The organism is Streptomyces sp. NPDC059534 (genome assembly GCF_042743475.1).
Classification (GTDB): Bacteria; Actinomycetota; Actinomycetes; order Streptomycetales; family Streptomycetaceae; genus Streptomyces.
Genome location: NZ_JBHWAQ010000029.1, coordinates 60,041 through 80,209, shown reverse-complemented (window position 1 = coordinate 80,209; position 20,169 = coordinate 60,041). Strand labels below are relative to the sequence as shown.

The window sequence follows — 20,169 nt, the reverse complement described above, 5'->3', positions numbered from 1 at the left end:
GGGCTGGGCGGGGGCTGGGGGCCCGGGCGCCCGGGCACGCGCGGGGTCACGCGCTGTCGCGTAGCCGGAAGCGCTGGAGTTTGCCGGTCGCGGTGCGGGGCAGCGCGTCGAGGAAGACGACCTCCCGGGGTGATTTGTACGGGGCGAGGCGGGCGCGGACGAAGGCCCGCAGGGCGGCGGCGGTGCTCGCGTCGCGCGGCACCCCGTCCCGGACGACGGTGTAGGCGACGACGACCTGGCCGCGCAGGTCGTCGGGGCGGCCCACGACCGCTGTCTCCACGACGTCGGGGTGGTCCAGGAGCACCTCCTCGACCTGCGGCCCGGCGATGTTGTACCCGGCCGAGATGATCATGTCGTCGGCGCGTGAGACGTAGCGGAAGTAGCCGTCGGGTTCGCGGACGTAGGTGTCGCCCGTGACGTTCCAGCCGTTCCGCACGTAGTCGGTCTGGCGGGGGTCGGCCAGATAGCGGCAGCCCACGGGGCCGCGCACGGCGAGGAGGCCCTCGGTGCCGTCGGGGACCCCGTGGCCGTCCCGGTCGACGATCCTGGCCTGCCAGCCGGGCACCGGGCGGCCGGTGGTGCCGGGGCGGATGTCGCCGTCGGCGGCGGCGATGAAGATGTGCAGCAGCTCGGTCGCGCCGATGCCGTTGATCAGGCGCAGGCCCGTGCGTCCGTACCAGGCCCGCCAGGTCGCCTCCGGCAGGTTCTCGCCGGCGGAGACGCAGCGGCGCAGCGAGCCGACGTCGGGGGCGGTGTCGCCGGCCAGTTCGTCGAGCATGACGCGATAGGCCGTCGGGGCGGTGAAGAGCACGGTGACGCGGTGGCGTTCGATCGCCGCGAGCAGCTGCTTGGGGCCGGCCTGGGGGAGCAGGACGGCGCTCGCCCCGGCGCGCAGGGGGAAGAGGACGAGCCCGCCGAGGCCGAAGGTGAAGGCGAGTGGCGGCGAACCGGCGAAGACGTCGTCGGGCCGAGGGCGCAGGACGTGCGCGGAGAAGGTGTCGGCGACGGCGAGGACGTCGCGGTGGAAGTGGACACAGCCCTTGGGCCGCCCGGTGGTGCCGGAGGTGAAGGCGATCAGGGCCACGTCGTCGGCGGCCGTCCTCACCGCCTCGTACGGGCCGGGGCGGCGGGCGGCGAGGGCCAGCAGGTCGTCCGGCCCGTCTCCGCCGAACGGGGTGACGCGGAGCCCGGGAATCCGGGCCTGGAGGAGTTCGTCGAGGGTGTGGACGTCGCAGAGCGCGTGGGTGCAGCGGGCCGCGTCCGCCATCACGGCCAGTTCGGGGGCGCGCTGCTGGGCCAGGACGGTGACGGCGACGCCGCCCGCCTTCATCACGGCGAGCCAGCAGGCGGCCAGCCAGGGGGTGGTCGGGCCGCGCAGGAGGACCCGGTTGCCGGGCTCGACGCGCAGGTCGGAGGTGAGGACGTGGGCGATGCGGTCGACCCGGTCGCGGAGCTCTCCGTAGCTCCAGACCCCGCCCTCGTCGTCGTGGAAGGCGGGCCGGTCCGCGCCGAAGCGTTCCACCGTGCGGTCGAGGAGTTCGGTGCCGCAGTTGAGCCGGTCGGGGTAGGCCAGCTCCGGCAGGTCGAAGAGGAGACGTGGCCACCGGTCCGGCGGCGGCAGCCGGTCGCGGGCGAACGTGTCGAGGTGGGCCGAGGGTGTCAGCTCCATGAGTCCGTCCCCCTGTCGTGGTGGGGTCGCTCAACGCCACACGAGCGTATCGTGTTGGTGACGACAGTCAACGGTTCGCGACAAGGGCGTCGGCCGGCGCAGGGACGGAAGCGCCGGACGGCGCAGGGACGAAGGCGCCCGAGGGCGTCAGAGAGGGCCCACATGCCCGCATTCTCGCTCGATCCGGAACAGATCACCTGGTGTGCGGAGCTCCGCACCCTCGCCGCCGAACGCCTGAAGCCCCTCGCCGAGAAGGGCGAACCCGGCCGGGTCAACCGCCCCCTCGTCGCCGCCCTCGGCGAGCTCGGCCTCCTCGCCCGCCTCTTCGACGCCGGCGCCCTCGACCTCTGCCTGCTGCGCGAATCCCTCGCCCGCGCCTGCACCGAGGCCGAGACCGCCCTCGCCCTCCAGGGCCTCGGCAGCCACCCCGTCGCCGCCTTCGGCACCTCCACCCAGCGCGCCCGCTGGCTCCCCGAGGTCACCGCCGGACGGGCCGTCGCCGCCTTCGCGCTCTCCGAGCCCGGCGCCGGCTCCGACGCCGCCGCCCTCGCCCTCGACGCCGTCCCCGACGGACACGGCGGATGGCGGCTGCACGGCGAGAAGCGGTGGATCTCCAACGCCCCCGAGGCCGACTTCGCCACCGTCTTCGCCCGCACCACCCCCGGCGCCGGCGCCCGGGGCGTCACCGCCTTCCTCGTCCCCGCCGACCGTCCGGGACTCGGCGGCGAACCCCTCGACATGCTCGCCCCGCACGCCCTCGGCACCCTCGTCTTCGACGGCGTCCCCGTCGGCCCCGAGGACCTCCTCGGCGCACCCGACGGCGGCTTCCGCGTCGCCATGCACACCCTCAACCTCTTCCGCCCCAGCGTCGGGGCGTTCGCCGTCGGCATGGCCCAGGCCGCGCTCGACGCGACCCTCGCCCACACCGCCGCCCGCCCCGCCTTCGGCGGCGTCCTCGCCGACCTCCAGGCCGTCTCCCACCGCGTCGCCGAGATGGCCACCCGCACCGAGGCCGCCCGCCTCCTCGTCTACGCGGCCGCCACCGCGTACGACGAGGGCGACCCCGACGTGCCCCGGCGCTCCGCGATGGCCAAACTCCTCGCCACCGAGACCGCCCAGTACGTCGTCGACGCCGCCGTCCAACTGCACGGCGCCGCCGCCCTCCAGCGCGGCCACCTCCTCGAACACCTCTACCGCGAGGTCCGCGCCCCCCGGATCTACGAGGGCGCCACCGAGGTCCAGCGCACGATCATCGCCAAGGAGCTGTACGCGTCCCGCCGGGAGGACCATGGGGAGGGGGCACCCGGCGCCGCACCGCGCCGCGCCGCCCCTCCCCGTACCGAGGAGGTCCCGTCCGCATGAGCCTGCACCGTCACAACCCCGCCGAACTCGCCCCGCCCACCGGGTTCAGCCACGCCGTCACCGCCACCGGAACGCGGCTGGTGTTCCTCGCCGGGCAGACCGCCCTCGACACCGAGGGCAAGGTCGTGGGGGACACCCTCCCCGAGCAGTTCACCACCGCGCTCGGCAACCTCCTCACCGCCCTGCGGCACGCCGGCGGCACCCCCGCCGACCTCGCCCGCGTCACCGTCTACACCACCGACGTCGACGAGTACCGCACCCACGCGCACGAACTGGGCCGCATCTGGCGTCGGTTGGCCGGGCGGGACTACCCCGCGATGGCGGTGATCGGAGTCGTACGGCTCTGGGACGCACAGGCGCGGGTCGAGCTGGACGGCTTCGCCGTGCTGGACGAGCCCGTGCACGCTTGATCAACTGGTCGCCCGCGCGGGCCGGGCTTAGTGTCGAAAGGTGGACTGACCGGCCCACGGCTCACTCACCAGGCGAGGCCCGAGGCGCCCAATGAGTACACCCAAGCCGACGACACCGGCACAGACCGCCACCCCCCGGAAGGGCAGTGACGGCAAAGGCATCGCCCTGTTCGTGATCGCGTCCTGCCAGCTGATGGTGGTCCTCGACATCACGATCGTGAACATCGCGCTCCCCCACATCCAGACCGCCCTGGACTTCTCGACGACCAGCCTGTCGTGGGTGGTCAACGCCTACACCCTGACCTTCGGCGGCCTGCTGCTCCTCGGCGGGCGTGCCGGTGACATCCTGGGCCGGCGGCGCGTCTTCATCTTCGGCGTGCTGCTCTTCGGACTCGCCTCCCTCTTCTGCGGACTGGCGCAGAGCGAGTGGCAACTCCTCGGCGCCCGGGCCCTCCAGGGCGTCGGCGGCGCGATAGCCTCCCCGACCTCGCTCTCCCTCATCACCACGACGTTCGACGAAGGCCCGGAACGCAACCGGGCCTTCGGCGTCTTCGCGGGCGTCTCGGCCGGCGGCGGCGCGATCGGCCTGGTGGCCGGCGGCATGCTCGTCCAGTGGCTCGACTGGCGCTGGATCTTCTTCGTCAACGTCCCGATCGCCCTGCTGATCGCGTTCCTCACACCGCGTCACGTCAAGGAGTCCGAGCGGCACCCCGGCCACTTCGACCTCGCCGGCGCGCTGACCTCGACGCTCGGCATGGTGGCCCTGGTGTACGGATTCATCCGGGCCGCGCAGGAAGGCTGGAGCGACCCCTACACGATCGGCTCGTTCGTCGCCGCCGTCGTCCTCCTGGCCACGTTCATCCTGATCGAGCGGCGCTCCCAGCAACCCATCACGCCGCTGCACATGTTCGCCGACCGCAACCGCTCGGGCACCTACATCATCATGCTCTGCCTGGCGGCGGCCATCTTCGGGATGTTCTTCTTCCTCACCCTGTTCGTCCAGCAGGTGCTGGGCTTCAGCCCCCTGACGACGGGTCTCGCCTTCCTGCCGGTCAGCGCGATCATCGGCGTCGGCGCCGGCCTCACGTCCAACCTGCTGCCCCGGTACGGCCCGAAACCCTTCATGGTCACGGGCTCGATCCTCGCCGCGGCCGGCCTGTCCTGGCTGACGCTCACCGATGTGGACTCCACCTATCTCGGCAGCATCCTCGGACCGATCCTCGTCTTCGGTCTCGGCATGGGCTTCATGTTCGTCTCGCTGACCATCATGGCCCTGTCGAACGTCGAGCCGAGGGAATCCGGCGCCGCCTCCGGCCTCCTCAACGCCATGCAGCAGGTCGGCGGTTCGCTCGGCCTGTCGATCCTGGTCACGGTCTTCGGCACGGCCAGCCGCAACGAGGCGGAGGTCCAGGTCCCGGCCTTCCTCGCCCAGGCCGGCCCCCTCGAGAAGGCCCAGTTCGCCAAGACCGGCGAACTCCCGCCCCCCTGGGGCGACCAGGTCCTCACCTCCGGCGTCTCCGCCGGCTTCGTCACCGCCGCCGTCTTCGCCGTCGTCGGCGCCCTCGTCGCCCTCTTCGTCATCCAGGTCCGCGCCTCCGACCTCGAACGCCTCAAGGGCGGCGCAGGAGTGATGCCGGGCGCCTGACCGGCGGAAACCCGCCCCGGTCCCCGTACAACCCTGACGCCTTCCCGACGGTCTTGCTCTCGCCTGTCGTACGACATGCCCAGGATCAGGACCGAAGGATCGCATTGAGAACTGCCCGACAGACCACGGTGGCCGCCACCGTGGTCCTCGCCGCGGCCGGCGGACTCCTCGCCACCGCTCCCACGGCCTCCGCCGCGGTGACCTGTGCCGGCCCGCTCTTCAAGCGGGAGTACTTCGCCAACACCACGCTCACCGGCACCCCCAAGCGGACCGACTGCGACAGCGCCGTCAACGAGCACTGGACCGGCGCCCCCGCCTCCGGCCTGCCCCGTGACCGGTTCGGCGTCCGCTGGACCGTCACCCGCGACTTCGGCTCCGGCGGCCCCTTCACCCTGTCGGTCGCGGCCCGCGACGGCGTCCGCGTCTACCTGGACGGCGTACGGAAGTACAGCGTGTGGAGCGACCTCGCCGCCGTCCGCAAGGGGGCCGTCGACGTCACCGTCCCCAAGGGCCGCCACACGCTCCGGGTCGACTTCGTGAACTGGACCGGCGCGGCCGACGTCGCCTTCTCCTACCTGCCCCGGACCGCGGCCACCATCGACAAGGTCAAGCCGCTCGCCCCGACCGGCGCGACCGTCTCCTACGACCGCACCACCGGCCGGACCAGGATCTCCTGGGCGCAGAACAAGGAGATGGACCTCGCCGGTTACCGGGTCTACCGGCGCCTGTCCGGGCAGGCGTTCCCCGCCCGTCCGCTGGCGGCCACGACCGGCGTCACCCACACCGACGCGACCCCCGCCACCGGCCAGACCTTCCTGTACGAGGTCCGCGCCGTCGACCGCGCGAACAACGAGTCCCCGGGCACCGCCGACCTCGCCGTCGCCACCGTCGACCGGACCCCGCCGGGCGCGCCGGCCGCGGTCACCGCGACCGTCGCCGCCGGGGCGGTCGACGTCCGCTGGCAGCCGGTGGCCGGTGCGACGAGCTACCGCGTCGTGCGCGCGGCGGCCCCGACCGGCCCCTGGGTCACGGTCGTCGACAGCGTCACCGGCACCACCCGCCAGGACACCGCCGTCGACATCCGGCAGCAGTGGTACTACAGGGTCGCCGCGCGCGACGCCGCAGGCAACCTCTCCGCGGCCTCCGCCACCGGCACCACCGGCGCCCCGGACGTCACCGCGCCCGAGCCCGTCACCTCCCTCGCCGCGGCCGGCACCACGGCCGGCAACCGTGTCACCTGGACGGCCTCGGCCTCCGCGGACACCGTGGGGTACGAGGTGTTCGCGGCCCCGGTCGGCGAGAGCGACCAGGACGGCCCCGAGTTCGTGACCGGGACGGCCCTCCACGACGCCCGGGCCACGGCCGGTGTCGAGACCGTCTACCGCGTCGACGCCGTCGACGCCTACGGCAACCTCTCGCCCGCCGAGTCCGTGACGGTCACCCGCCCCGTACCCGCCGACGTCCCGGTCCCGGCCTCGGTCACCGGCGCGCCGGAGGACGACGGCAACCACCTCGCCTTCACCCTGCCGGAGCCCGCCGACACCGGGCAGGCGAGCGGCCACCGCGTCTACCGCCGCACCGCCGCCTCCCCCCTCTGGACCGTCGTCGACTCCCCGGACACCGACCCCGGCACCGTCATCGACCGCACGGCCCCCCTCGGCCGGGCCACCTACTACGTGGTCGCCCTGAACGAGGCGGGGGAGGAGGGCGCCCCCTCCGCCACCGTCGACGTCGTCCGCGCGGCCCCCGTCCTGTCCACCCCGCTGAGCGCCCCTCGGCTGACGGTCGTCCAGGACGTCCGCATCGCCGTCAAGGTCGACGTGCGGCCCGCCGTCGCCGACCTCGGCAAGGGCGTCAGCGGCTACCGCTGGCGTTTCAGCTGCGTCCCCGGCACCTGGCAGACCACCCTCGGCGAGACCGTCCGGATCGAGCAGTACGTGCCCACCTCCGGCCCCTGCACCCTCGACGTCCTGGCCCTCGGCCACTACGGCAGCTCCGCCGACTCCGTCCCCGCCTCCACCGAGTTCTTCTTCACCCGCTGACCGGCCCCCCACCACGCCGACGGCCCCGCCACCCCACGAGGGGGTGACGGGGCCGTCGGCGTACGGAACTCCGGTGCGTGCTCAGATGTCCCGGAAGATCTCGATCTGGGCGCCGATGGAGTTGAGGCGCTCGGCGAGGTCCTCGTAGCCGCGGTTGATGACGTAGACGTTGCGGAGGACGGAGGTGCCCTCGGCGGCCATCATCGCGAGGAGGACGACGACGGCGGGGCGGAGGGCCGGGGGGCACATCATCTCGGCGGCGCGCCAGCGGGTCGGGCCCTCGACGAGGACGCGGTGGGGGTCGAGGAGCTGGAGGCGGCCGCCGAGGCGGTTGAGGTCGGTGAGGTAGATGGCGCGGTTGTCGTAGACCCAGTCGTGGATGAGGGTCTTGCCCTGCGCGGTGGCCGCGATGGCGGCGAAGAAGGGGACGTTGTCGATGTTGAGGCCGGGGAACGGCATCGGGTGGATCTTGTCGATCGGCGCCTCCAGCTTGGAGGGGCGGACCGTCAGGTCGACCAGCCGGGTGCGGCCGTTGTCGGCGGCGTACTCGGCGGAGCGGTCGTGGTCGAGGCCCATCTCCTCCAGGACGGCGAGCTCGATCTCCATGAACTCGATCGGGACGCGGCGGATCGTCAGCTCGGACTCGGTGACGACCGCGGCGGCGAGCAGGCTCATCGCCTCGACCGGGTCCTCGGAGGGGGAGTAGTCGACGTCGACGTCGATCTGCGGCACGCCGTGCACGGTCAGGGTGGTGCTGCCGATGCCGTCGACGCGTACGCCGAGGGCCTCCAGGAAGAAGCACAGGTCCTGGACCATGTAGTTGGAGGAGGCGTTGCGGATGACGGTCACGCCGTCGTGGCGGGCGGCGGCGAGCAGCGCGTTCTCGGTGACCGTGTCCCCGCGCTCGGTCAGGACGATCGGGCGGTCGGGGGAGACGGACCGCTCGACCTGGGCGTGGTAGATGCCCTCGGTGGCGGTGACGTCGAGGCCGAAGCGGCGCAGGGCGATCATGTGCGGCTCGATCGTGCGCGTACCGAGGTCGCAGCCGCCGGCGTACGGCAGTTTGAAGCGGTCCATGCGGTGCAGCAGCGGGCCGAGGAACATGATGATCGAGCGGGTGCGGATCGCGGCCTCGGCGTCGATGGACTCCATGTCCAGCTCGGCGGGCGGCACGATCTCCAGGTCGACCCCGTCGTTGATCCAGCGGGTGCGCACGCCGATGGAGTTGAGGACCTCCAGAAGCCGGAAGACCTCCTCGATGCGGGCGACCCGGCGCAGGACCGTGCGGCCCTTGTTGAGGAGTGAGGCGCAGAGCAGTGCGACGCAGGCGTTCTTGCTCGTCTTGACGTCGATGGCGCCGGAGAGCCGGCGGCGGCCGACGACGCGGAGGTGCATGGGTCCCGCGTATCCCAGGGACACGATCTCGCTGTCGAGGGCCTCGCCGATCCGGGCGATCATCTCAAGGCTGATGTTCTGGTTGCCGCGCTCGATCCGGTTGACGGCGCTCTGGCTCGTGGCCAGCGCTTCGGCGAGCTGCGTCTGCGTCCAGCCACGGTGCTGCCGGGCGTCACGGATGAGCTTGCCGATGCGTACGAGGTAGTCGTCTGCCATGGCGTCACGTTATCTCAGATATGAGATGAGCCCCGTCATCGGGGTGGGCCGTCAGAGTGAGGTGCCGTGCGCCGTCGGGTGGCGCGGTTCGTACAGGGGGAGTTCGGTGCCGCTCGGCAGCCGCACGGCGGCCAGCAGTCCCCACCCCTCGTCGGTGATGGCCCGTGAGATCTCCACGCCCCGCTCCTGCAGGGCCGTGAGCGTACGGGTGAGGTCCTCGCACATGAGGTACACCTCGTGCTTCGGCTCCTCCGTCGTCGGATGCACCGCGATCTCGGCGGGCGGCAGCCTGAAGATCAGCCAGCCCCCTCCGGCGTCGACGTGCTCGAAGCCCACGACGTCCTTGAGGAAGGCGCGATCGGCCTCCGCGTCCCGGGTGTAGAGAATCACATGCGCGCCGCTGAACATGGCTCGATCGTCGACCCGCCCCACGGCCCGGGCAATTCGCCCGCCGCCGTACGGGTGTCCCCGGCGGCGGGCGCGGTCCGGTGAAGCGAACCGCCGGGGAAGCGAACCGCCGGCGAACGTCAGCCGCTTCCCGCCGCCTTCCGCCAGGGCGGTACGTCGAGGAAGTGCACGTCGTAGCGGTCCTGCTCGGCGGCGAGGCTCGCGAAGTCGTCCAGGCCGTGCTGGACGCGCCCCAGGGCGCGGAAGTAGCCGAACCGGTCGACGCCCGGTGTGAGGACCGCGAGCAGGTCCGCCGTGGAGCCGGGGGCGGCGCCGAAGGCGTGCGGCATGCGGGGCGGGACGACGACGAGGCCGCCCGCCTCGACGGTCGTCGTCGCGCCGTCGAGGAAGAACTCCACGGCGCCGTCGAGCACGTAGAACAGCTCGGACGACCGGGTGTGGAGGTGCGGCTTGGCGCCGTCGGCGCCCTCGCCGAGGGTGAGGCGGTTCGCGCCCAGCGCGCCGCCGGTGTCGCCGGCGTCGGCGAGGAGCCGGAACCCTCCGCCGTGCGGCAGGGGCACGTGCTCGGCCTCCTCGGCCCGCACGATCAGCGCGTGTGTGGTGTCACCGGTGTCCCGGACCATCTTCCCGACTCCTGTCTTCCGCTCTTCCGCTCTTGCGTACGTCCTCGTTCCCGAGGGCTCGTCGCGGGCCCCGAGGGGCGGTCCCTGACGACGCTCTCCATTGCAGTCGGGGAAGAAGCCGTGAACCAGGAGCGGTTGTCGTCCACGGCGATCACGGTTCGTGATCAATCGAGGGGGGCGGATGGAACTGCGGCAGCTGCGGTACTTCGTGGCGGTGGCCGACGAGGGCGGATTCGGGCGCGCCGCCGAGCGGCTCGGGATCGTCCAGTCGGCGGTGAGTCAGCAGATCCGCCGCCTGGAGCGGGAGCTCGGGGTGACCCTGTTCGAGCGCTCCACCCGCCGGGTGCGGCTGTCCGGCGCCGGCGAGCGGCTGCTGCCCGAGGCGCGCGGTGTGCTCGCGGCCGCGGACCGCGCCCGGCGGGTGGCCGCCGACATCGCGTCCGGCGCGGAAGGGCTGCTGCGGCTGGGCACCGTGCAGGGGCCCGGCGACCGGATCTTCCGCCTGCTGGACGAGCTGGCGGCGACGGCGCCCCGGCTCCACGTCCGGCTGCGGCGCCTGCCCCTGGCGGACCGGCTGGCGGCCGTGCGCGCGGGTGAGCTGGACGCCGCTCTCGTCCGGGCGGTGCCCGCCGCGCCGGATCTGGAGCTGTTCCCCGTGTGGACCGATCCGCTGTACGCGGCGCTGCCCGCCGGGCACCCGCTGGCGGCCGAACCCCGGCCGGACCTGGCGCGGCTCGCGCGCCTTCCGCTGCGGCTGGCGCCCCGGGAGGACAACCCGCCCTTCCACGACCTGATCACCGACGCCCTGCGCGCGGCGGGAGCCGAACCGCTCCTGGGGCCGCCGTTCACCGACTTGCAGGAGACCCTGACGGCGATCGCGGCCGGCCCGCCTTCCTGGACCGTCTTCTACGAGGTCGCCGGGCTGCCCCGGGTCCCCCGGGTGGCCCTGCGCCCCCTTGCGGCACCCTCCGTGACCACCTCACTGGCCGTATCGCCCGGGCCGCCGACGCCTCCGCTCCGCCATCTGCTCCAGGCCCTCGCCGGCCACCCGGACGCCGGTGACCTGCGATGACCGGAGGAGGTGGGGCGCATTCGCGGCGGCGGGTCCGTACGGGTCCGGACGGATCGGTCCCGGAGCGGATCGACGGGACGCGAAAACGGCATGCCCGGGCATGACCGCGGGGCGGGGATGCACTAGAGTTATCTCGACATCGAGATAACTGCTTACGGCGCACTGCGGCTGCCCGCCCGGTAAGGGTTACCTAACTCAGCCTTACCTTAGCGGATCGGCGAGGGGTCGTGGCGGCAGCATGACGGTAGTACGCGCACATTGATGAAGGAGACTGTCGTGTCGGCGAACAGCTTCGACGCCCGCAGCACGCTGCGCGTGGGCGACGAGTCGTACGAGATCTTCAAGCTGGACAAGGTCGAGGGCTCCGCGCGCCTCCCTTACAGCCTGAAGGTCCTCCTGGAGAACCTGCTCCGCACCGAGGACGGCGCGAACATCACCGCCGACCACATCCGGGCGCTCGGCAGCTGGGACTCGCAGGCTCAGCCGAGCCAGGAGATCCAGTTCACGCCGGCCCGCGTGATCATGCAGGACTTCACCGGTGTGCCGTGTGTGGTCGACCTCGCCACCATGCGCGAGGCCGTCGCCGCGCTCGGCGGTGACCCGGCGAAGATCAACCCGCTCTCCCCGGCCGAGATGGTCATCGACCACTCCGTCATCGCCGACAAGTTCGGCACCAACGACGCCTTCGCGCAGAACGTCGAGCTGGAGTACGGCCGCAACAAGGAGCGCTACCAGTTCCTGCGCTGGGGCCAGACCGCCTTCGACGACTTCAAGGTCGTCCCGCCGGGCACCGGCATCGTCCACCAGGTCAACATCGAGCACCTGGCCCGCACGGTCATGGTCCGCAACGGCCAGGCGTACCCCGACACCCTCGTCGGCACCGACTCCCACACCACCATGGTCAACGGCCTCGGTGTGCTGGGCTGGGGCGTCGGCGGCATCGAGGCCGAGGCCGCGATGCTCGGCCAGCCGGTCTCCATGCTCATCCCGCGCGTCGTCGGCTTCAAGCTGACCGGCGAGCTGCCCGCCGGCACCACCGCCACCGACCTGGTGCTGACCATCACCGAGATGCTGCGCAAGCACGGTGTCGTCGGCAAGTTCGTCGAGTTCTACGGTGAGGGCGTCGCCGCCACCTCCCTCGCGAACCGCGCCACCATCGGCAACATGTCGCCGGAGTTCGGCTCCACCGCCGCGGTCTTCCCGATCGACGGCGAGACCCTGAGCTACCTCAAGCTCACCGGCCGCTCCGCGCAGCAGGTCGCGCTCGTCGAGGCGTACGCCAAGGAGCAGGGCCTCTGGCTGGACCCGGCCGCCGAGCCGGACTTCTCCGAGAAGCTGGAGCTCGACCTCTCCACGGTCGTCCCCTCCATCGCCGGCCCGAAGCGCCCGCAGGACCGCATCGTCCTCGCGAACGCCGCCGCGCAGTTCGCCCAGGACGTCCGCAACTACGTCGACGAGACGGACGAGGCGGGCAAGGAGTCCTTCCCGGCCTCCGACGCCCCGGCGAACCACCCCAACGGCGCCCCGTCGAAGCCGGTCACCGTCACCGCCCCCGACGGCTCGACCTACGAGATCGACCACGGCGCCGTCACCGTCGCCGCGATCACCTCCTGCACCAACACGTCGAACCCGTACGTGATGGTCGCCGCCGCGCTCGTCGCGAAGAAGGCCACCGAGAAGGGCCTGACCCGCAAGCCGTGGGTCAAGACCACCCTCGCCCCGGGCTCGAAGGTCGTCACCGACTACTTCGACAAGGCGGGTCTCACCCCGTACCTCGACAAGGTCGGCTTCAACCTCGTCGGCTACGGCTGCACCACCTGCATCGGCAACTCCGGCCCGCTGCCGGAGGAGGTCTCCAAGGCCGTCAACGAGCACGACCTGGCCGTGACCTCGGTGCTCTCGGGCAACCGCAACTTCGAGGGTCGCATCAACCCCGACGTCAAGATGAACTACCTGGCCTCCCCGCCGCTGGTCGTCGCGTACGCCATCGCGGGCTCCATGAAGGTAGACATCACCAAGGACGCCCTCGGCGTCGACCAGGACGGCAAGCCCGTCTACCTGGCCGACATCTGGCCGTCGGAGGCCGAGGTCAACGACGTCGTCGCCAACGCCATCGGCGAGGACATGTTCAACAAGTCCTACCAGGACGTCTTCGCGGGCGACGCCCAGTGGCAGGCGCTGGAGATCCCGACCGGCAACACCTTCGAGTGGGACACCGAGTCCACCTACGTCCGCAAGCCCCCGTACTTCGAGGGCATGACGATGGAGACCACCCCGGTCACCGACATCGTCGGCGCGCGCGTCCTGGCCAAGCTGGGCGACTCGGTCACCACCGACCACATCTCCCCGGCCGGCGCCATCAAGGCCGACACCCCGGCCGGCAAGTACCTCACCGAGCACGGTGTGGAGCGTCGTGACTTCAACTCCTACGGCTCGCGCCGAGGCAACCACGAGGTCATGATCCGCGGCACGTTCGCCAACATCCGCCTGCGCAACCAGATCGCGCCGGGCACCGAGGGCGGCTACACCCGCGACTTCACCGTCGAGGGCGCGCCGGTGTCGTTCATCTACGACGCCTCGCAGAACTACCAGGCCGCCGGCACCGCGCTGGTCATCCTGGGCGGCAAGGAGTACGGCTCCGGTTCGTCCCGCGACTGGGCCGCCAAGGGCACCGCGCTCCTCGGCGTCAAGGCCGTCATCACCGAGTCGTACGAGCGCATCCACCGCTCGAACCTCATCGGCATGGGCGTCCTGCCGCTCCAGTTCCCGGCCGGCCAGTCGGCCGACTCGCTCGGCCTGACCGGCGAGGAGACCTTCTCCATCGCGGGCGTCACGGAGCTGAACGAGGGCACCACGCCGAGCACGGTGAAGGTCTCCACCGACACCGGCGTCGAGTTCGACGCGGTCGTCCGCATCGACACCCCCGGCGAGGCGGACTACTACCGCAACGGCGGCATCATGCAGTACGTGCTGCGCAACCTGATCCGCGGCTGACGGATCGGCTGAACGGCAAGGGCCCCGCTCCTCGGAAGAGGAGCGGGGCCCTTTCGTTCCCTCACCCGCGGGGCGGGTGGACGATCAGAACAGCTGCTTGTAGCCGTTCCAGCCGCCGGTGCCGATCTTGACCCGGTTGTAGTACGGGGCGGAGGCGTTGCCCGTGCCCTTGTACAGCCACAGGGCGCCGGCGCCGTCACGGGCCACCAGGTCCGTGACGCCGTCGTAGTTGATGTCGCCGACGGACACCAGGGCATTGTAGCCGCCCCAGCCGGCGCTGATCTTGGTGCGGCCGGTGAAGGGCGTCTTGTAGTTGCCCGTGCCCTTGTACAGCCAGAGCACGCCCGCGCCGTCACGGGCGACCATGTCGGCCTTGCCGTCGCTCGTCAGGTCGCCCTTGCCGGCGAGCTGGTTGTAGCCGCCCCAGCCGGCGCTGACCTTGGTGCGGGTGGTCAGGCTGCCGGTGCCGTAGCCCAGGTAGTGCCACAGCACACCCGCGGAGTCACGGGCGAGCAGGTCGTCGGCGACGGCGCCGCCGGTGCTGCCCACGGAGACCAGCTTGTTGTAGATACCCCAGCCCGAGCCGATCCGGCGGGGGGTGTTGTCCCACTTGGTGTAGTAGAGAACGCCGCCGGTGACGTCGAACAGGCCGTCGGAGTGGCCGTTGCCGTCCTGGTCGACCTGGTTGATGTGCTGGCTGTAGTTCCAGCCGGTGCCCGAGTTGCCGGTGGGGAGGTTGAGCCCGCCCTGGCCGTTCGGGGTGTAGCCGTAGATGGTGCCGGCGCTGTTGACGCCGTAGAGCGCGTTCTGCGGGGTGACGGCAGCGGTGGACGCGGCGAAGGCGCTCGCGTTCGACGCGGGCTGCTGGGCACCGGTCACCGAACGCTGCGGCGCGTCGGCCGCCACAGCGGCCGTCGTGGTGCCGACGAGGGCGGCCGTTATCGCCGCGACGGTGACACGGGACAGGACGCCCGCGCGGTTCAGGCCAGAAGAGTTGGCCACGTAGTACTCCAGATCCGAGTGGAATGAGGCAGATCCCGCCGCGCGTGCCACAGGGACGGACGCGGCGGAACCTCTATGATCCAGGATCTTTCTTACGTGATCTTCACCTGGCAACGGGTTTGTGACACAACTGTTTCGGTCCGAGGTCGTATGTCCTGATTGTCGGTCAACACCCCACCGGTGACCGCGGCAGCCCGGCGCGAGGGCCCCAGTACGGGTAACTCCGATGCGGTGTCAAGGGTGTTGGTTCATGAATGGTTGGACGAAACGCCGCAGATCCAGCGTGCTTATCCCGCAGGTCTCAACTCGGGAAAGATGGCCGTGAAAACCTGCTTTCGATCTTGCTCCGGTGAAGGGAAGTGGACTATACCTGTCGGCGTCCAGCCAGTCGTTTCCATCGGACGACGGCCCGACGCCTGCACGACCCGGCTGCAAATGACCGCGGTGGCGGGGCCCTTCGCCTGTGGCGAGCGAGCAGTACGGGCGACCGGTACACCGCCTGAGTCCTGAAATGAAGGCGAGGACTTGAGCATGGGATCCACCTCCGCACAGACCAATGAGGGCGGCCTCGGCCGTCGCGATCTGATCAAGCGTTCTGCCGCTATCGGTCTGATCTCGGTGCCGACGATGAGCTTCCTGTCCGCCTGTGCGAGCAGCGACAGCGGTGGCAACGGGAAGGTCGAGAAGGGCACGAAGTCCGAAAAGAACCCGCTCGCGGTGAACGAGTCGGCCCCGCTCGATTTCGTCCTCTTCGACGGTGGATTCGGACAGGAGTACGCCAAGGACGCGGTCAAGATCTACGAGACCAATTACCCCAAGGCGAAGGTCAAGTTCACCCCCACCCAGAAGATCACCACCACGCTCCAGCCGCGGTTCAACGGCGGCAACCCGCCGGACCTCATCGACAACTCGGGCGCCGAGCAGATGGACATGGGTGTCCTGGTCGGCCAGAAGCAGCTGGCGGACCTCACCCCGCTGCTCGACGCGCCCTCCGTCGACGACCCGAGCAAGAAGGTCCGCGACACCCTGCGGCCGGGCATCGTCGAGATGGGGCAGTTCGACGGCGAGCAGTGCTGGATCCTGAACTACGCCTACACGGTCTACGGCGTCTGGTACTCGCAGAAGCTCCTCGACTCGCTCGACGCGAAGTATCCCGAGACCTGGGACGAGATGCTGGCCGTCTGCGAGAAGGCCAAGAAGAAGGGCATCGCGGGCTGGACGTACGCGGGCAAGCATCCGTACTACATCCCCTTCTCGCTCTACCCGATGATCGCCAAGGTCGGCGGCCGCGAGGTCCTGGACGCCATCGACAACCTGGAGCCGAAGGCGTGGGAGCACCCCGCGGTCAAGGCGTGTTTCGAGGCGTACTACGAGCTCCAGAAGAAGGGGTACATCCTCCAGGGCACCCCGGGTCTCGACCACATCCAGTCGCAGACCGCCTGGACCGAGGGCAAGGCGCTGTTCATCCCGAACGGCTCCTGGGTCGAGAACGAGGCGGCGAAGACCATGCCGGCCGACTTCGCCCTGTCCGTCTCCGCCCCGACGGGCATCGACGCCTCCGACAAGATGCCCTTCGGCACCATCTGGGCCGCCGGCGGCGAGCCCTTCATCGTCCCGGCCAAGGCGGCGAACGCCGAGGGCGGCATGGAGCAGCTGCGCATCATGCTCAGCGAGTCCTCCTCCAAGAACTTCACCCAGTCGGTGAAGTCCCTGACCGCCCTCAACGGCGGCACCGACGGCATCGAGCTCTCCCCGGGCCTCAAGTCCGGTGTCGCCGCGCTGGAGAAGGCCGGCCAGAACGTCGTCAACCCGCGCCTCCAGGACTGGTACGTCGCTCTCCAGAAGGAGAAGATCGGCGTGGCCGGCATCGGCGAGATGATGGCAGGCCGCGCGACCCCGGCCGAGACGATCAAGAAGATCCAGAAGTACGCCGACGAGGCGGCCAAGGACTCGTCGATCAAGCACTACAAGCACTGATGAACAGTGCCGGGGCCCCTTCCCGCCGACCGGGAGCGGGCCCCGGCCCCTTCGCGCGCCGCACCGGTGGCGCGCCTGCGCGGGAAGATCGGGGTCGGTAGGAATGCAACACGGCAAGTACCGTTTCATCGTGGGGTTCCTGGCGGCCCCCCTCGCGCTCTACGCGCTCTTCGTCATCTGGCCGTTCATCCAGTCCATCTACTACTCCTTCACGGACTGGACCGGGCTGAGTCCCGAATTCGGGATGGTCGGATTCGACAACTACAGCAGAATGCTGGACGACGAGATCTTCTGGAAATCCCTCCAGCACAGTCTGACCTTCGCGGTGGTACTGCCGCTGGTGACCGTCGGTCTCGCGCTGTTCTTCGCCTTCATGCTCAATGTCGGCGGTCGGCGCCGCAGAGGGGCGGCGATCGCGGGTGTGCGCGGTTCGTCCTTCTACAAAATTGTGTACTTCTTCCCGCAGGTGCTGTCGATCGCGATCGTGGCGCTGCTCTTCCAGTTCGCGTACAACCCGAATAGCGGAGCCATCAATTCCGTATTGAAGGGCGTCGGCCTCGACGGCGTCCAGCCGGACTGGCTCGGCGATCCGGATCTCGCCCTCATCTGCGTGATGGTGGTCCTCGTCTGGTCCACCGTCGGATTCTTCGTCGTCCTCTTCTCGGCCGGCATGGCGTCCATTCCGAGGGATTTCTACGAGGCCGCCCTGCTCGACGGCGCGAACCGCTTCACCACGTTCTTCAAGATCACCCTGCCGCTGCTCTGGGACACCGTGCAGTCCGGCTGGATCTACATGGGCATCCTCGCGCTCGGCGCGGAGTCCTTCGCCGTCGTGCAGATCATGACCGTCGGCCCCAACGGCGGCGGGCCCGACTACTCCACCATCGTCATGCCGCTGTACGTGTACCAGAAGGCATTCCGGGACGGTCAGGCCGCCTACGCAACGACCATCGGTGTCGCGCTCCTCCTCGTCACGCTCGCCTTCGCGGCCGTCGTGATGAAGCTGGGCCGGCGCGAGCGGCTGGAGTTCTGATGAAGACGACCGACACTGCCTCCACCGGCGTCGAGGACGCCCCCGGCTCCCCGGCCGGCCCGGGCCTCACCCTCGGCAAGACCGTGGAGTCCGCCCCCGCCAAGGGCTCCAGGGGCGAGGGCGCGACCCTCAACGTCTTCTCGCACGGCATGCTGATCCTCTGGGCGGTCATGGTCGTCATGCCGCTCCTCTGGGCGGTGATGACGTCCTTCAAGACCGACCGGGCGATCTTCACCTCACCGTGGTCGCTGCCCGACAAGCTGCACTTCGAGAACTGGTCGCGCGCCTGGACCGAGGCGCACATGAGCGACTACTTCCTGAACACGCTCCTGGTGGTCGGCGGCTCGCTCGTCGGAACCCTGCTCTTCGGCTCGATGGCGGCCTATGTCCTGGCCCGCTTCGACTTCCCGGGCAACCGCTTCATCTACTTCCTCTTCATCGGAGGGATGAGCTTCCCGATCATCCTGGCGCTGGTGCCGCTGTTCTACGTGATGCAGAACATGGCCCTGCTGAACACGCTGCACGGCCTGGTCCTCGTCTACATCGCGTACTCGCTGCCGTTCACCGTCTTCTTCCTCACCGCCTTCTTCCGCACCCTGCCGACCTCGGTGGCGGAAGCGGCGTTCGTGGACGGCGCCTCGCACACCCGGACCTTCTTCCAGGTCATGCTGCCGATGGCCAAGCCCGGCCTCATCAGCGTCGGCATCTTCAACTTCCTCGGCCAGTGGAACCAGTACCTGCTGCCGACCGTGCTCAACACCGAGCCGGAGAAGAAGGTGCTCTCCCAGGGACTCGTCCAGCTCGCCGTCAGCCAGGGCTACAAGGGCGACTGGTCCGGTCTCTTCGCCGGCCTGGTGATGGCGATGCTCCCGGTCCTCGCCGCGTACGTCATCTTCCAGCGGCAGGTGGTGGCCGGGCTGACCGCCGGCGCCGTGAAGTGATCCCCGGGGCCGGCGAGGCCCCTCCCGACCCCGCCCCAGGGCCCCCGGCGCACCACGCGCCGGGGGCCCTTTCCGTCGTGTGACCCGTACCGTCCGCCACTCAAGGTCTTGACGGGGAGCAAGCCGAAAGAGTCCCCTTAGAGTTCACATGTTGGAGAAAACGGTGGGAGTGAGTGAGTCGATGGAGACTCCGGGGTCGCAGACCTCTCTGCACAGGGCCAATCTCGAACGGGTCGTCCGGGCGGTGCGGATGGCCGGCTCGCTCACCCAGGCGGAGATCGCGCGGGCGACGGGCCTCTCCGCCGCCACGGTCTCCAACATCGTGCGGGAGCTGAAGGACGGCGGGACCGTCGAGGTCACGCCCACCTCCGCGGGGGGCCGCCGGGCCCGCAGCGTCTCGCTCTCCGGTGACGCCGGCATCGTGATCGGCGTCGACTTCGGCCACACCCACCTCCGGGTCGCCGTCGGCAACCTGGCCCACCAGGTCCTCGCCGAGGAGGCCGAACCGCTCGACGTCGACGCCTCCGCGGCCGATGGCTTCGACCGGGCGGAACAGCTGGTCAACCGGCTGATCGAGGCCACCGGCATCGGCCGGGACAAGGTCATCGGCGTCGGGCTCGGCGTGCCCGGCCCCATCGACGTCTCCTCCGGGACGCTCGGATCGACCTCGATCCTGCCGGGCTGGAGCGGCATCAACCCGGCCGAGGAGCTGACCGGCCGGCTCGGCGTGCCCGTGCACGTCGACAACGACGCCAACCTCGGCGCGCTCGGCGAGCTGGTCTGGGGGAGCGGCCGGGGGGTCAAGGACCTGGCGTACATCAAGGTGGCCAGCGGCGTCGGCGCGGGACTCGTGATCGACGGGCGGGTCTACCGCGGACCCGGCGGCACCGCGGGCGAGATCGGGCACATCACCCTCGACGAGTCCGGTCCGGTCTGCCGCTGCGGCAACCGCGGCTGCCTGGAGACCTTCACCGCGGCCCGGTACGTCCTGCCGCTGCTCCAGCCCAGTCACGGCCCCGATCTGACCATGGAACGGGTGGTGCAGCTGGCCCGGGAGGGCGACCCCGGCTGCCGGCGGGTGATCGCGGACGTCGGCCGGCACATCGGCAGCGGTATCGCCAACCTCTGCAATCTTCTGAACCCGAGCCGCGTGGTGCTCGGCGGCGACCTCGCCGAGGCCGGTGAGCTGGTCCTCGCGCCCATCAGGGACTCCGTGTCGCGGTACGCGATCCCCAGCGCCGCCCGTCAGCTCTCGCTGGCCCAGGGGGCCCTGGGCCCCCGCGGCGCGGGGGGCGGGGGGGGGGGGCGGGGGGGGGTGGTAGAGTGGTGTTGGGGCCCGGTGTGGGGTTGGGGGGCCCCGCCCCCGCCCGGGGCCCCCCG

At 70.7% G+C, this 20,169-nt stretch carries 15 protein-coding genes; 10 read left to right on the top strand and 5 right to left on the bottom strand.

The features are described from left to right. Positions 1 to 46: 46 nt before the first annotated feature. Positions 47 to 1,669, bottom strand: coding sequence for an AMP-binding protein (locus ACFVZH_RS29485; protein ID WP_384901969.1), 1,623 nt, complete (start codon positions 1,667 to 1,669; stop codon positions 47 to 49). A gap of 162 nt (positions 1,670 to 1,831) precedes the next feature. Here ACFVZH_RS29485 and ACFVZH_RS29480 point away from each other — a divergent pair, with 162 nt between their 5' ends. The 4 genes from ACFVZH_RS29480 (at position 1,832) to ACFVZH_RS29465 (ending at position 7,128) form a co-directional block, all read left to right on the top strand. Continuing rightward, positions 1,832 to 3,031, top strand: a complete 1,200-nt coding sequence (locus ACFVZH_RS29480; protein WP_384901967.1) for an acyl-CoA dehydrogenase family protein — start codon at positions 1,832 to 1,834, stop codon at positions 3,029 to 3,031. Further along, the gene (locus ACFVZH_RS29475; protein WP_384901965.1) at positions 3,028 to 3,441 is read left to right on the top strand and encodes a RidA family protein; all 414 of its coding nucleotides are present in this window, start codon (positions 3,028 to 3,030) and stop codon (positions 3,439 to 3,441) included. The genes ACFVZH_RS29480 and ACFVZH_RS29475 overlap by 4 nt, the downstream gene beginning before the upstream one ends. Positions 3,442 to 3,532: 91 nt before the next feature. Further along, the gene (locus ACFVZH_RS29470; protein ID WP_384901963.1) at positions 3,533 to 5,086 is read left to right on the top strand and encodes an MFS transporter; all 1,554 of its coding nucleotides are present in this window, start codon (positions 3,533 to 3,535) and stop codon (positions 5,084 to 5,086) included. A 104-nt stretch (positions 5,087 to 5,190) separates the two neighbouring features. Continuing rightward, complete coding sequence (locus ACFVZH_RS29465; protein WP_384901961.1) at positions 5,191 to 7,128, top strand: cellulose 1,4-beta-cellobiosidase; 1,938 nt, start codon at positions 5,191 to 5,193, stop codon at positions 7,126 to 7,128. 81 nt (positions 7,129 to 7,209) lie between these two features. Here ACFVZH_RS29465 and ACFVZH_RS29460 read toward each other — a convergent pair whose 3' ends face one another. The 3 genes from ACFVZH_RS29460 to ACFVZH_RS29450 all read right to left on the bottom strand — a co-directional run bounded on the left by ACFVZH_RS29460 (position 7,210) and on the right by ACFVZH_RS29450 (position 9,770). Then, a complete protein-coding gene (locus ACFVZH_RS29460; RefSeq protein WP_384901960.1) occupies positions 7,210 to 8,739 on the bottom strand; it encodes a helix-turn-helix domain-containing protein in 1,530 nt (509 codons plus the stop codon). Positions 8,740 to 8,790: 51 nt separating this feature from the next. Continuing rightward, positions 8,791 to 9,147: a VOC family protein gene (locus tag ACFVZH_RS29455; protein WP_384901958.1), complete on the bottom strand. Its 357-nt coding sequence runs from the start codon at positions 9,145 to 9,147 to the stop codon at positions 8,791 to 8,793. 119 nt (positions 9,148 to 9,266) lie between these two features. Beyond that, positions 9,267 to 9,770, bottom strand: a complete 504-nt coding sequence (locus ACFVZH_RS29450) for a cupin domain-containing protein (RefSeq protein WP_384901956.1) — start codon at positions 9,768 to 9,770, stop codon at positions 9,267 to 9,269. A gap of 181 nt (positions 9,771 to 9,951) precedes the next feature. Between ACFVZH_RS29450 and ACFVZH_RS29445 the strand changes: the two genes are divergently transcribed. Beyond that, positions 9,952 to 10,842, top strand: coding sequence for a LysR family transcriptional regulator (locus ACFVZH_RS29445; RefSeq protein ID WP_384901954.1), 891 nt, complete (start codon positions 9,952 to 9,954; stop codon positions 10,840 to 10,842). Positions 10,843 to 11,118: 276 nt separating this feature from the next. Then, entirely contained in the window at positions 11,119 to 13,836 is a 2,718-nt protein-coding gene (gene acnA, locus ACFVZH_RS29440) for an aconitate hydratase AcnA (protein WP_384901953.1), read from the top strand. 84 nt (positions 13,837 to 13,920) lie between these two features. On the opposite strand, the gene ACFVZH_RS29435 is transcribed toward acnA, so the two are convergent. Beyond that, a complete protein-coding gene (locus ACFVZH_RS29435) occupies positions 13,921 to 14,838 on the bottom strand; it encodes an FG-GAP repeat domain-containing protein (protein ID WP_384901951.1) in 918 nt (305 codons plus the stop codon). Positions 14,839 to 15,369: 531 nt separating this feature from the next. Here ACFVZH_RS29435 and ngcE point away from each other — a divergent pair. From ngcE to ACFVZH_RS29415, 4 genes are all read left to right on the top strand, one after another. Further along, a complete protein-coding gene (gene ngcE / locus ACFVZH_RS29430) occupies positions 15,370 to 16,815 on the top strand; it encodes an N-acetylglucosamine/diacetylchitobiose ABC transporter substrate-binding protein (protein ID WP_384901949.1) in 1,446 nt (481 codons plus the stop codon). 103 nt (positions 16,816 to 16,918) lie between these two features. Then, the gene (locus ACFVZH_RS29425; protein WP_384901947.1) at positions 16,919 to 17,848 is read left to right on the top strand and encodes a carbohydrate ABC transporter permease; all 930 of its coding nucleotides are present in this window, start codon (positions 16,919 to 16,921) and stop codon (positions 17,846 to 17,848) included. After that, a complete protein-coding gene (locus ACFVZH_RS29420; protein ID WP_384901945.1) occupies positions 17,848 to 18,789 on the top strand; it encodes a carbohydrate ABC transporter permease in 942 nt (313 codons plus the stop codon). Before ACFVZH_RS29425 ends, ACFVZH_RS29420 begins: the two co-directional genes overlap by 1 nt. A 181-nt stretch (positions 18,790 to 18,970) precedes the next feature. Beyond that, on the top strand, positions 18,971 to 20,169 hold a 1,199-nt coding region (locus ACFVZH_RS29415), incomplete at its 3' end, for an ROK family protein (protein WP_384901943.1).